Annotated in this window: 15 protein-coding genes and 1 pseudogene; 15 read left to right on the forward strand and 1 reads right to left on the reverse strand. The window is 65.2% G+C overall.

Annotated elements, in window-relative coordinates:
* Nucleotides 1-72: 72 nt before the first annotated feature.
* The 6 genes and pseudogenes from OHA19_RS36955 to OHA19_RS36980 form a co-directional block, all read left to right on the forward strand.
* Nucleotides 73-1,272: pseudogene (locus OHA19_RS36955) on the forward strand (IS4 family transposase); the annotation flags it as partial.
* A 691-nt stretch (nucleotides 1,273-1,963) separates the two neighbouring features.
* Nucleotides 1,964-2,119, forward strand: a complete 156-nt coding sequence (locus OHA19_RS36960; RefSeq protein WP_405721189.1) for a DUF6131 family protein — start codon at nucleotides 1,964-1,966, stop codon at nucleotides 2,117-2,119.
* A 113-nt stretch (nucleotides 2,120-2,232) separates the two neighbouring features.
* On the forward strand, nucleotides 2,233-2,691 hold the full coding sequence (locus OHA19_RS36965; RefSeq protein WP_405721186.1) for an SRPBCC family protein: 459 nt from the start codon (nucleotides 2,233-2,235) through the stop codon (nucleotides 2,689-2,691).
* Between the two features lie 887 nt (nucleotides 2,692-3,578).
* On the forward strand, nucleotides 3,579-4,418 hold the full coding sequence (locus OHA19_RS36970; RefSeq protein ID WP_405753063.1) for a histone protein: 840 nt from the start codon (nucleotides 3,579-3,581) through the stop codon (nucleotides 4,416-4,418).
* A 6-nt stretch (nucleotides 4,419-4,424) separates the two neighbouring features.
* Nucleotides 4,425-5,462: an SRPBCC family protein gene (locus tag OHA19_RS36975; protein WP_405753066.1), complete on the forward strand. Its 1,038-nt coding sequence runs from the start codon at nucleotides 4,425-4,427 to the stop codon at nucleotides 5,460-5,462.
* Between the two features lie 515 nt (nucleotides 5,463-5,977).
* A complete protein-coding gene (locus tag OHA19_RS36980) occupies nucleotides 5,978-6,103 on the forward strand; it encodes a hypothetical protein (protein ID WP_405708882.1) in 126 nt (41 codons plus the stop codon).
* A 211-nt stretch (nucleotides 6,104-6,314) separates the two neighbouring features.
* On the opposite strand, the gene OHA19_RS36985 is transcribed toward OHA19_RS36980, so the two are convergent.
* Nucleotides 6,315-6,470 carry a DUF6131 family protein gene (locus OHA19_RS36985; RefSeq protein WP_229846355.1) on the reverse strand — a complete coding sequence of 52 codons (156 nt, stop codon included), beginning with the start codon at nucleotides 6,468-6,470 and terminating at the stop codon, nucleotides 6,315-6,317.
* A 461-nt stretch (nucleotides 6,471-6,931) separates the two neighbouring features.
* On the opposite strand from OHA19_RS36985, the gene OHA19_RS36990 reads away from it, so the two are divergent.
* From OHA19_RS36990 to OHA19_RS37030, 9 genes are all read left to right on the forward strand, one after another.
* Nucleotides 6,932-8,158 (forward strand): IS701 family transposase, encoded by a 1,227-nt coding sequence (locus OHA19_RS36990; RefSeq protein ID WP_405707965.1) that lies wholly within the window; start codon nucleotides 6,932-6,934, stop codon nucleotides 8,156-8,158.
* 327 nt (nucleotides 8,159-8,485) lie between these two features.
* Nucleotides 8,486-8,881 (forward strand): gas vesicle protein, encoded by a 396-nt coding sequence (locus tag OHA19_RS36995; protein ID WP_405708875.1) that lies wholly within the window; start codon nucleotides 8,486-8,488, stop codon nucleotides 8,879-8,881.
* An 87-nt stretch (nucleotides 8,882-8,968) separates the two neighbouring features.
* Nucleotides 8,969-9,433 carry a gas vesicle structural protein GvpA gene (locus OHA19_RS37000; RefSeq protein ID WP_405753069.1) on the forward strand — a complete coding sequence of 155 codons (465 nt, stop codon included), beginning with the start codon at nucleotides 8,969-8,971 and terminating at the stop codon, nucleotides 9,431-9,433.
* A gap of 3 nt (nucleotides 9,434-9,436) precedes the next feature.
* Nucleotides 9,437-10,150 (forward strand): GvpL/GvpF family gas vesicle protein, encoded by a 714-nt coding sequence (locus OHA19_RS37005; protein ID WP_405708869.1) that lies wholly within the window; start codon nucleotides 9,437-9,439, stop codon nucleotides 10,148-10,150.
* A 9-nt stretch (nucleotides 10,151-10,159) separates the two neighbouring features.
* Entirely contained in the window at nucleotides 10,160-10,411 is a 252-nt protein-coding gene (locus OHA19_RS37010) for a gas vesicle protein GvpG (protein WP_405708866.1), read from the forward strand.
* A gap of 81 nt (nucleotides 10,412-10,492) precedes the next feature.
* A complete protein-coding gene (locus OHA19_RS37015) occupies nucleotides 10,493-10,936 on the forward strand; it encodes a gas vesicle protein (protein WP_405708863.1) in 444 nt (147 codons plus the stop codon).
* Nucleotides 10,933-11,748 (forward strand): GvpL/GvpF family gas vesicle protein, encoded by an 816-nt coding sequence (locus OHA19_RS37020; protein WP_405753071.1) that lies wholly within the window; start codon nucleotides 10,933-10,935, stop codon nucleotides 11,746-11,748. The genes OHA19_RS37015 and OHA19_RS37020 overlap by 4 nt, the downstream gene beginning before the upstream one ends.
* Nucleotides 11,745-11,993 (forward strand): gas vesicle protein, encoded by a 249-nt coding sequence (locus OHA19_RS37025; protein WP_266735695.1) that lies wholly within the window; start codon nucleotides 11,745-11,747, stop codon nucleotides 11,991-11,993. The genes OHA19_RS37020 and OHA19_RS37025 overlap by 4 nt, the downstream gene beginning before the upstream one ends.
* Complete coding sequence (locus tag OHA19_RS37030) at nucleotides 11,983-12,390, forward strand: gas vesicle protein K (protein ID WP_405708856.1); 408 nt, start codon at nucleotides 11,983-11,985, stop codon at nucleotides 12,388-12,390. The genes OHA19_RS37025 and OHA19_RS37030 overlap by 11 nt, the downstream gene beginning before the upstream one ends.
* Nucleotides 12,391-12,400: the final 10 nt, after the last annotated feature.

Raw genomic sequence — 12,400 nt, forward strand, 5'->3', positions numbered from 1 at the left:
CGAACCATCACCCGGTGGATCGAGGCTAAGGGCAATACCGTTCAGTTAAGTGCTTCTGGGTTATCGTGGGGGATGCCGCGTTCTGGTTGGGTGAAGCCGTCGTCTGATGTCCGGTTGTCGGATTTGGTGTCTGTGGGGTTGCTGACGCGGGTGTTTCCCGCGGATGTGGTTGACGCGGTGATCGAGGAGGCGGGGCGTACCGAGCGGCGTCACCGGTCGTTGCCCGCACGGGTGATGGCGTACTTCTCGATCGGGATGGCGCTGTATTCGGATGGCTCCTACGAGGATGTGTTCGCGCAGCTCACGGACGGGCTGTCGTGGGCGTCGGGGTGGTCGGAGTCGTTCACGCCGCCCTCGAAGTCGGCGATCTTCCAGGCCAGGTCTCGTCTGGGGTTCGAGCCGGTGCGGGATCTCTTCGCTCGGGTTGCGCGTCCGCTGGCGGGGCCTGGCACGCCGGGGTCGTGGCTGGCCGGGCGTCGCCTGGTGGCGATCGACGGGACGTGCCTGGATGTGGCAGACACGGCAGCCAACGCGGAGTTCTTCGGGCGGCCCGCTTCCAGCCGGGGGGAGCGGGCCGCGTTTCCGCAGGCCCGCCTGGTGGCATTGGCGGAATGCGGCACCCATGTGGTCTTCGACGCTGCCACCGGCCCGTGCAGCGTGTCGGAGATCGAGTTGTCCCGGCAGCTCGTCGGGCGGCTGGAGCCGGGCCAGCTGGTCCTGGCAGACCGGGGCTTCTACGGGTTCCGCCTCTGGCAGCAGGCCGCGGCCACGGGTGCGGATCTGCTCTGGCGAGTGAAGACGAACCTGCGGCCCCGGTATCTGGAAACCCTGGCCGATGGGTCCTGGCTGGCCCGGATCGTCCCGACGTCGGGCACGAACCGGGCCACGACGGAGCCGCTCACGGTCAGAGTGATCGACTACACGGTCGATGACGGCCGGGACAACGCCGAGGAGTACCGGCTGTTGACCACGATCCTCGACCCTGCCGAGGCCGGCGCCGAGGACCTCGCAGCCGCCTACGCCCAACGGTGGGAGATCGAGACCACCTTCGACGAGCTGAAAACCCACCAGCGCGGGCCCCGCGCGGTACTGCGCTCGAAAGCCCCCGACCTTGTCCAGCAAGAAATCTGGGGACACCTGTGCTGCCACTACGCCATCCGCACCCTGATGGCCGACACTGCCGCACTCTCCGGCCACGACCCCGACAGAGTTTCCTTCGTCAAAGCCCTCCGCATCGCTCGCCGTTCAGTCGCGCAGAGCGCATTTCCCCCTCCGGGCGCTGACGCAGCCGACGCGATCTGGCATCACGCCATCCGATGGCTCACCCAACACCTCAACCCAACACGCCGAAAACGCTCACACCCCCGAGTCGTCAAACGCAAAGTCCTGAAATGGGCCGCGAAACGCTCCCACCACACACACTGGCCCCAGCCCAAACACAGCCCCCACATCACCATCCAAGCCACTAACTGAACGGTATTGAGGCTAAGGGCTGTCCATGGGGGATTGGTGTGGCATGAGCGTGGTGATCTTGAACGAGTGAGGCCTTCTGGTTCGGTGTGGATTGCGATATCTCCGCCGGCAGGAGGCTCTCCCGCGGGGCTGCCAAACGAGCGATGCAGCTCACGTTGTTGAGGTATCGGGTGGGCTGCTGAGAGACGGCCTGCCTTCGAGGGCGATGTCGAAGGCGTTCGGTGCGCGCTTCAGCGCGGCCTTTGTTGGGGAAGGACCGGGGGCCTTGACCGCCTGGCAGAGGCTTCTGCCAGAAGCTGACGGGGCGCGATACGACGTCGCTGGTGCCGAGCGCACTGGCGATGCTGACGGCCAGGCGGAAGCGCAGGATGTGCCGGCCCTCGTGGCATGGCCTTTGCCTGGTCTGGTGGACGATCGCCTCGCGCGGTCTGCATCGCCGCATATACGTGTGAGGCGCATACTAAAAGGACCTGGGAGAACGGAGGACGCCATGATCATCCTCGGCGTCATTCTGCTGGTCATCGGTTTGGTGGCCGGCATATCGATCCTGTGGACGATAGGTATCGTGCTCGTCGCGATCGGGCTTGTTCTTTGGATTCTGGGTGCCGTCGGGAATGCGGTGGGCGGTCGACGGCATTATTGGTAGTGCTGCTTTATTCCGGCTCCCCGTGCACGCGGCCACTGTGATGTCCAGCGGCGGCTGTGATCCCTGTGTACTCGGGTGCCGCGTGCTATTCAGCGTCCCGGATGGGAGCACACATGGCTGTACGTCATAAGCTCATCGCCCGGGAGCCGTCCGTACTCTGGGCGGTTCTGGAGGACGAGAGCCGCTACGCGGACTGGGTGGTGGGGACCTTGGACTCCGCCCCGGGCAACGGGCGTTGGCCGGAAGTCGGATCGTCGATCAAATACACGGTGCGTGTGGGGCTGAAAGAGTTCCACGGACATACGACGGTCCGTCGCCTCGATGCGCCGCACGCGCTGGAACTCGAAGCGCACGGAGGGCCGTTGGGTACGGCACGGATCGCCTTCGACATCCGGCCGTGGGGCGACAAGACCCTGGTCATTCTCGACGAGCATCCGCTGCGCGGCCTGGGAGGGAGCCTCCACAACACAGTTATCGACGCCTTTGCGCAGATCCGGCACCGCAGCATGCTGCGGCGACTTGCGGAAGTCGTCGAAGGACTACCCCGGGACACGGGGCGAGCGAAAGGCTGAGAGGATCAGCCCCAACTGCGCATCAGCTGACTGGGTGCAGTAGATTAGTAAGACGCTCGGCTGGGGTCTCCCAGTCGAGCGTCTTTCGTGGTCGGCTGTTGAGTCCGGCGGCCACCACTTCCGGCAGCTCAGGCGTGTGCGACGAGAAGTCAATGTCCTTGGGGAAATTCTGTCGCAGAAGGCCGTTGGTGTTCTCCCTCGAGCCGCGCTGCCAGGGACTCGCCGTGTAGCAGTAGTGGACCGAATGTCTGTGGCCTTGGTGCACGGCTGGTGAGCAGCCATCTCCACGCCCTGGTCCCAGGTCAGGGAACGCCACAGGTGCGGCAGAAGGAATTGAACGGTCACGGCGAAAGCGTTACGGGGGCAAGAGCACTGTGGCCACACGGCAGATGAAGGATGGGCTCGTGCCGTCGTCGGCTACACCGCCGAGACATCGACCCCCACAGCGGCCTCCCACTCCGGCTGATGTGCCCGCTAGTTCCGCTCAAGGTGCGAGGCGCCCGATACCGATCAGACTTGAATGCATGGCAGGAGAACGACAGCCCTGCGGCGAAAGCCACGAATTGCGAGGCGCGGCGGAGCGTTTTGGAAGCGCGCATCGTGAACACGTCGAGCTGCGTCCTGAGGGTCCGCTGCCCTGTTGCAAATTCGTCGCCGCTGCAGGCACTCACGTTCAGGCCGCCGGAGTCTGACCATGGGACTGATCACGGGACTGCTCACGCTCCCCATCGCACCGGTCCGCGGTCTGATCGGGCTGGCGGAAGCTCCGCGACACTGCCGAGCGCGAACTGCACGACTCAGGACGGAGGGAGTTCGAACCGGGAAGAGGAAGGGTTACTCGACCGGTTAGGTCGGCCCCGCACCGAACGATCGAAGGTGACGCACTCATGGATGACACAGCCAAGGTGACCCTCGCGGCCGCAGTAGTGGGCGGCTATGTGCTGGGCCGGACGAAGAAGGGCCGGCTGGCCCTGACCATTGCAACGTACCTGGCAGGGAGACGATTCGGCCTTGAACCCCGACAGCTTGCAGCCGAAGGGATGCGCAGACTAGGAGAGATTCCCCAGTTCGCCGAGCTGCAGGAGCAGCTGAAAGGGGAAGTCTTCGACGCAGGCCGTAAGGCAGTGGCTGCCGCCGCCGACCGGGGCATGAGTTCGCTTGCCGACGCCATCAGCGACCGTACGGCCCGGCTCGGTGAGAAGCAGGATGAGGGGGAGGAGGAGGGGGACGAGGAGGAGTACGAGCTGGAAGAGGGAGGCGCAGAGTACGAGGAAGAGGAGGAACCGGAAGAGGAAGAGCCGGAGGCCGAGTACGAAGAGGGCCAGGCTGAGGAAGAGGAGGAAGAGGAGGAAGAGGAGGAGCAGCCAGAAGAGGAATACGAGGAGGAAGAGGAAGAGGAAGAGGAAGAGCCGGAAGCGAGGCAGCCGAAGCAGCGCCGCAGTTCTCGTCGATCAGCCCAGCCCAGAGGAGGCGCGGCGCGGAAGAAGGCTGCTCCCGCCCATGGAGAGAAGCCTCGGACGGCCAAGAAGCCTGCCGCCCGGAAGACGGCCCCGGCAAAGAAGACGACTGCGAAGAAAGCTGCGTCGGCCAAGAAGCCTGCCGCCCGGAAGACGGCCCCGGCAAAGAAGACGACTGCGAAGAAAACTGCGCCGGCCAAGAAGTCCGCCGCACGGAAGACGACGTCGTCGAAGCGAGCAGCATCCAAGCGCGCCGATCGTCGGAGGTAGCCAGTTATGACCAGGACGGAAACAGACCAGGCCGCGGCAGAAAAGTCGGGTGTGGACCGGCTTCGCGAAGAGGCGTCCAACTTCCTCAGTGCACAGGTGGAGAGGCTCGCCGAGAAGGCGGGCGACAAACTGACCGATGTCACTGGGCAGCTCACCGATGTGGCCGAGAGTGGATCGCTTCCTGCGATCGGCTCCCGTATTCTCCAGGGCGATTCCCCGCTGAAGGCATTCGTCGGAGAGAAAGCCAAGGGTGTCAAGGACAAAGTCGTGGGGAAGGTCAAGGAAGCGTTTGGCGGCGGAAAGGGGAAACGCAAGTCGAGCGGCGGCAAGGTCATGAACATTATCGAGGTTCTCGATGTGGGAGTGCCCCTGCGTGTCGCGTACGACCACTGGACGCAGTACGACCAGTTCAGCAGCTTCGCGAAGGGCGTTCGCGATGTCTCGAAGAGCGATGAGATGTCCAGTGACTGGAAGGTTAAAGTCGGCCCTTCCTCGCGCGGCTTCAAAGCGACTGTCCAGGAACAGATTCCCGACGACCGCATCGTTTGGACATCCGAGGGGGCCAAGGGAACTACCCGTGGTGCGGTCAGTTTCCATGAGCTGGCACCCAGCCTGACTCGAATCGTCCTGGTCGTGGAGTACTACCCGTCCGGGTTCTTCGAGAAGACGGGCAACCTGTGGCGCGCCCAAGGGCGCCGAATGCGACTCGACTTCAAGCACTTTCAGCGATACGTCACCCTTGCCCAGGAAGAGCCCGAGGGCTGGCGCGGTGAAATCCGGGACGGTGAAGTCGTCGTGTCCCACGAAGACGCCTTGGAAGAAGAGGCCGCCGAGCAGGAGGACTCACAAGGCGAGGAGTCCGAGGACGAGGACTACGAGGAGGAGCCCGAGGACTACGAGCCCGAAGGCGAAGACTACGAGGACGAGGACGAGCCCGAGGACGAGGACTACGAGGACGAGGACGAAGAGGAAGGCGAATACGAGGAAGAAGAAGGAGAGGAAGAGGACGTAACCCCCTCCCGGGGGCAGGGACGACAGAGGTGACGCCGTGACTGGCGTCGGCCTGCGCAGTGGGCGAGCTGAAAATCCCGGCTGATTCCATGCAACGAGGTTCTCTGGGAGAGCAATTCGTGCACGGCTTGGTGCTGCGGCGCGGACAGCCGTTGATGACCGTGGTTCTGTCCGGGGCCAAAGGTGGCTCTGCTTCGGAAGAGGCGCGCCAGGAACTCCCGCGGGTGGGACTGCAACTGCCCCGCCACGCGTACCGCACCGGACACCTCGATTCGAAGGGCAGTTCCGTGTCGGTCACGGAAGGACGCGTCGAGCCCTACCTGCCGTGCAGCCTCTGCCTCGTCCCCGACCGCATCGATGTGCGGCGGATCCCGTGTGTAGGTGTAGGCGGGTGAGTGCTCCAGGTCGGCGTCGATGTTCCGTTCGGCGCAGAGTGCGGCCGTCCGGTCGAGCGCGTCCTGTTGGCATAGTGCGTACAGCCCGCGCTGCGGGCGCCGTGCTTCGCTTGCAACTGCGCGTATCCCGGTCGATGCGGAAGCTGAGGAGGCATGGCTGCAGAACACCGGACTGTTGACCCGGCGTACTGGATCGCCACCACGCCGCGTACCGGCTATCCGCCCTCCAGCGCCGACATGACCGCAGACGGCGCCTCGCCAAAGTCGGCCTCCACATAGGCGCGGACCGCCCGAACGTGCTCATCCACGTCGTCGCCACAGACGACGTGGATGAGGGACTATGCCTTCGGTGACCCGTTCGGCGGCCTGCTCAAGTTTCTAGGGGTCGGCAGCACCTGAAATCTGCGGCGGCCTCCAACCAAAGGCCAGAAAACACCTCCAGCGGAGGAAGGACCCTGTACAAGTCGCTGAGTGGTGAGACTCTGCCGGGCTACCAGTAGTGCCTTCGGCCAGCGACCGCGTGCCCCAGCGACCCCAAGATCCACAAGACAACCCCGATAACCGCGAGAACTATCCCGATTGTCCACAGTATGGAGATACCGGTCACGAACCCGACGACAAGCAAAATGATTCCGAGAATGATCACGGCGTTCTCCGATCTCGCACATATGTCTCTTTTTTTACTGTGGTCCCTGCGCGCTGCAAGGGCAACTGCTCAGGGAATGGGCACATGCGTCCAGGGCCGTCGGGGAACGGGTCAACAAGAGTGAAACCCGGTGTTCCACCACTTGCGAAACGCGCATGATACTGACCTCCTTTGCGTTCGTCATCAGCGCCCAGAGCCTCAGTGGAAGCGATTTCTTTCTCGGGGGATAGTGCGCCCATCACCCCACCATTCACGGCGTTTCCTATGCGGCAGCGATGGCGCTATGCAGCCGGTGGACAGCCCTTAGTACTCCAGCCGGACTTCTTCATTCGTGCTGGTCAGCGGCTTGGGTGTGGGGAGTGTAGCGGGCTGGAATGGGGGTGGGGCGGTCTTTGCCGGGTCGCCCCACGAACGTGTGGCCGCGCTGCTTGTAGTGGCAACCTTCCGGGCAGGCCGCTCGCATGAGTGATGTACCAACGGGCCTGTGGGAAGAGGGACTTGCTGAGCTGCTCTTGCGGATCGGAGGACGTTTTGCCCGGGTGGAATCCCGGCGACGGATGCGGGACTACGTCCGTGGGCTCCTTGGCCCGGTGGGCCGCAAGAACGGCTGGCAGCTCGCCGAATACGCCGGCCACGCCACCCCCGACGGGCTGCAGCACCTGCTCTCCCGGAGCCGCTGGGAGGCCGACGAGGTCCGCGACGACCTGCACGCCTACGTCGCCGAGCACCTCGGCGCGAAGAACGGCGTGCTGATCATTGACGACACAGGCTTCGTGAAGAAGGGCACCACTTCCGCCGGGGTCCAGCGCCAGTATTCCGGCACCGCAGGCCGCACCGAGAATTGCCAGATCGGGGTCTTCGCCGCCTACGCCACCTTCCGCGGCCATACCCTGGTCGACCGCGAGCTCTACCTGCCCAAGTCCTGGACCGAGGACCGCGAACGCTGTCGGGCCGCCCGTGTCCCCGACGACCGCGTGTTCGCCACCAAGGGCGAACTGGCGCGGGCCATCATCCTGCGGGCCCTCGCCTCACCCCTGCCCGTCGGCTGGGTCACCGCGGACTCCGCCTACGGCCAGGACTCCCACTTCCGCCGCTTCCTGGAAGACCACCAGCTCTCCTACGTCGTGGCCGTTCCGAAGTCCCAGCAGGTCCACGGCCCGCGCATCGACCACCTCATCAGCCAGGCCCCGCCCGAAGCATGGCAGCGGCTATCCGCAGGAAGCGGCGCGAAGGGCGAGCGCTTCTACGACTGGGCCGCAGCCCGCCTGCCCGCTGTGTGGGAATTCGACGGCGACGAACCCACCCGGCAACGCTGGATGCTGGCCCGCCGCAGCATCGCCAAGCCCGACGAACTCGCCTACTACCTCGCCAGCGCACCCCTGGAAGCCACCGTCGCCGACCTCGTACGCATCGCCGGCTGCCGCTGGAAGGTCGAGGAATGCTTCCAGAGCGCGAAGAACGAATGCGGCCTGGACCAGTACGAAGTCCGCCGCTACGTGGGCTGGTACCGGCACATCACACTCGCCATGCTCGCGCACGCTTTCCTCGCTGTCCTGGCCAGCCAGGAACGAGAAAAGGGGGCAGTGAGCGGGACACACCCGACCTCGTGGACCTCACACCGGCCGAGATTCGACGTCTGCTGGCAGTTGGACCCTACCGCCGTGCTCCGGACCGCGACCACGCGATGACGTGGTCCCACTGGCGTCGCCGCCACCAAGCACGCGCCCGCCGTTGCCACTACAGGCAGCGCGGCCATGCCTTCGTGGGACGGCCCGGCAAAGACCGCCCCACCCCCATTCCAGCCCGCTACACTCCCCACACCCAAGCCGCTGACCAGCACGAATGAAGAAGTCCGGCTGGAGTATTAGGGCACGCGGTTAGGAGGCTGAGGCTGTGTCCGGCGCTGAAGCAATGTGCGAGCTCCGAGATGCGGTCGGCCCAGGCCGTATATCATGGAACGGCGTCTTGTGAAGGTGACGCGGGCATCATGTCGTCTCCGATTCCGGAGCGGGAACATGGCCGTAGGCGAAGAGGACGAGACAGGGCGCGTCCGGCGTCCGTCCAGCAAGAAGCCCGTCAAGAAGACCGCCAGGAAAACCAGCACCGGACGGGCCAGCAGCGGCACGAACGAAACGAAGCGTGCGGCACGTCGGGTTTCGGCCCCGCGAGCCATGCGTTATGCGGCTGAGCAGCTCCAGGAGCTTTTGGGGCGAGCACCCGAGTCCGTCTCGGCGTTGAAGCCGACGGAAGGCGGCTGGCAGGCGGACGTGGAAGTTTTGGAGCTGGAGCGTATCCCCGGCACGACCAGCGTGATGGCGAGTTACCGGGTGACGCTGGACGAGGAAGGCGAACTGCTGGCATACGAGCGCACCCGCCGCTACACCCGAGCCCAGATCGACCCTCGTGGCTAGGGCCGGAATACCGCGGCTGCACCGCTCGACGGACGAACGGAAGCGGCCTCGTCCCGAGCCATGTGTGAGCTGCTGAAAGGAGGCACCATGACTATGGTGCCGCAGGGCGGAGGAACCATTTCCAGGGCCGGCGGAGGAGGGTCGGGGAACCTTTACGACATCCTCGAGCTGATTCTGGACCGCGGCCTGGTAATCGATGTCTTCGTGCGTGTGTCCTTGGTGGGCATCGAGATCCTCAAGATCGATGCCCGCATCGTCGTGGCGAGCGTGGATACCTACCTGCGCTTCGCGGAGGCCTGTAACCGCCTCGACCTGGAAGAGGGCCGCAAGGCTCCGTCTCAGCTGACCGACCTGGTCGGCGAGGTGACCGAGGGCGGAGCGCATGGCAAAGCCAAGGGTGCGCTGAGCGGTGCCGCTGAGGTGCTGACCGACGCCCTGAAGGGAGGGCGTGACGACGAGGAGGCCGAGCAGTCAGAAAAGAGGCGCGAGGAGCCCGAGGAGAGGCGGGAGCGGCCGCGGCGTCGGCCTGCCGCCCGACGCCGGGAGGAGTGAACCATGGCCGTATACGTGTATTCCATTGTCCTGGCCACCCATCCGCAGCGCTTGGACGGCCTCCACGGGGTGGGGGACCCGCCTGCGATCCTCCGCACGGTGCAAACAGAAGTGCTGTCCGCGGTCGTCAGCGACGCGCCCGAGGGGCTGCGTCCCAAACGCCGGGATCTCAGCGCACACCAGGCCGTCCAGGAACAACTGATGGCCGACGGCACCGTTTTGCCCCTGCAGTTCGGCTTCACCACCGTGGACGACGAAGCTGTACGAGCGGTCCTGGAGGAGGGCACGGACGATTTCAGCGAACGCTTGCGGGCGTTGGAGGGCTGCGTGGAATACCACTTGAAGGCGGCCCAGGACGAGGACGCGCTGTTGCGCCAGATCCTTCAGGAGTCCGACGAGGCGCGCGAACTCAACGAGGAGATCAGACGCGGCCGCAGCAGCCCGGAACTGCCGCTCGCCCTCGGGGAACTGGTCTCCCAAGAAGTGCAAGCGCGGCAGGAACGGCTCGCCGTCGAAGTCCTCGATGCGCTGCGCGGATTCGCTCGGGAAGAACGCTCGTCGCAGCCGACCGGAAACGACTTCCTGAATGTGTCCTTCCTTGTGGAGCGGGACAACGAGAAGACTTTCCTCGGCGCGGAACAGGATATCGCCAAGGAACTGGGCGAGGACTTCGACCTGCGACTGGTCGGCCCGCTGCCCGCCTACAGCTTCGTCTGAGGAGTCCTCATGGGACTGCTGGCTCAACTCGCAACTCTTCCGCTGGCGCCGGTGCGCGGCGTGGCCTGGGTCATGGAGCGCGTCGTCGAGGCCGCGGAGAACGAGTACTACGACCCGGCCCCCGTCGAACGGGAACTCGCCGCACTTGAGCGAGCGCTCGTGGCGGGAGAAATCGACGAGGAAACCTTCGACCAGCGCGAGGACGAGTTGCTGGACCGGCTGGACGAGATCAGGGCCCATGTCCAGGGCGTCGATACCTGATCGCGCAGCCGGTGGAACGGGCCAATTGCCACGCGCTCCCGTCGAAGCTCCGGGACACCAGGGAATTGAGGTGCAGCGGCCGTGACCGAACCCGTCGCCAGGAGGCTGGGCGACCTCCCGTCCAGGTCCGCCCCGTATGGCCAGGGCTCCTCGGCCAATCTCGCCGACATCCTGGAGCGCGTCCTGGACAAAGGCATCGTCATCGCAGGCGATATCCAGATCAACCTCCTGGACATCGAACTGCTTACCATCAAGCTGCGCCTACTGATCGCTTCGGTGGACAAAGCGAAGGAAATGGGCATTGACTGGTGGGAGCACGATCCCTCACTGTCGTCACGCGCCAACGACGGCCGCTCACTCGCCGAGGAGAACAGACGGCTGCAGGCTGAGATCACGGCGCTGCGCGAGGACCGTGAGCTGCCACCGGCCAAGAACGAGGAGAGCCGCGCCGCGGCCCCCCGCCGCACCACACGCACCAAACGGGCAGAGCCAAGCCCCCGCAGCGAGAGGCGGGACGAGCCATGACCGCCACGGTCTCCTATGCGTACGCCGTAGCACGGGACGCCGACGGATCGCTGGAAGAAGCTCTGTCCGGGCTCCCTGGAGTGGCGGAGGCGACGGTGCATCTAGTGCGTGTAGAACACAGCGACGATGTGGTGGTCGCCGTGAGCCCGGTACCCGAGCGAGACTTCCAAGAGGCCGCGCTGCGAGCGCATCTTGAGGACTTGGACTGGCTGGAGTCAGTCGCCCGCGCTCATCACCGGGTGATCGAGGCATTGGCCGCCCGCACCGCCGTCCTGCCACTGCGTCTGGCCACGGTGTACCTCGACGACGAGCGGGTGCGACTCATGCTCCGGGCCCGCCGCGAGGCGTTTGCCGACAGACTGACCGACCTTGCAGCGCAGGTGGAGTGGGGCGTCAAGATCTATGTCGAAGCGGCCGCCGAGGCCGAGGGGCCAGCAGGCCCACCCACAGATGCGGGTCTGACCCCCGGGCGGGCTTACCTCAGCCGGCGCAGAGCACAGCGAAACGCCCGCAAAGACGCCTACAGGGACGCAGAACAGGCAGCCGAGCGGGTCGAGGCCGCCGCCCGCGCTTATGCGGTTGATCGCGTCCAGCACCGGCCGCAGCAAGGCGAACTCGCCCGCGGGCCGGGAGAGAACGTCATCAACGACGCCTACCTTGTGCCGCTGCAACAGGCTGAAGACTTCCGCGCCGATGTCATGCAGACCGCAGAAGGACTACCCGGGGTACGCGTCGAAGTCACCGGGCCGTGGGCCCCGTACTCCTTCGCCACCCTCACCGAAGCCGAACCGCTGAAGAGGGCCACGCCGTGAGGGCGGCGGGCAGGCCGGAGGCCACGCCGGAGGAGCCGCTGCCGCAACGGCAGATCGCACTGATCGACCTGCTGGACCGGTTGCTCAGCGGAGGCGTGGTCCTCACCGGTGACGTCGTGCTCTCCATCGCCGATATCGACCTCGTACGCATATCGCTGCGCGCGCTGATCGTCTCCATCAGCGAACAGAATCCTTCCCCGTGGCATGCCATCTCAGCACCCACAGGAGACGACCATGTCAGGTAAGGACCGTCCGTCCGGAAGCCGCCTGGACGAGATCGCCGATGCCGCCGACCGCGCCTTCCGCATGCTGCCCGCAATGCCGCAGGACATCCTGCCCCGGGGCGGTGCGGAGGCACGAAGGCCGGCCCATCGGATCACTACCGCCCCGGACACGGTGGAACGGGACCTGATCAAGCTCGTACTCACACTCGTCGAGCTGCTACGACAGCTCATGGAACGCCAAGCCCTTCAGCGGGTCGACGCAGGAGACCTCACTGAGGAACAGGAGGAGCGCCTAGGAGCAACTTTGATGATTCTGCACAGTCGTATGATTGAACTCTGCTCTCGGTACGACCTTTCCATGCAAGATCTCAACTTGGATCTCGGACCTCTCGGAACTCTGCTACCACCACCCGAATGACGTCAGGGAG

Source organism: Streptomyces sp. NBC_00012 (assembly GCF_045040875.1).
Lineage (GTDB): Bacteria > Actinomycetota > Actinomycetes > Streptomycetales > Streptomycetaceae > Streptomyces.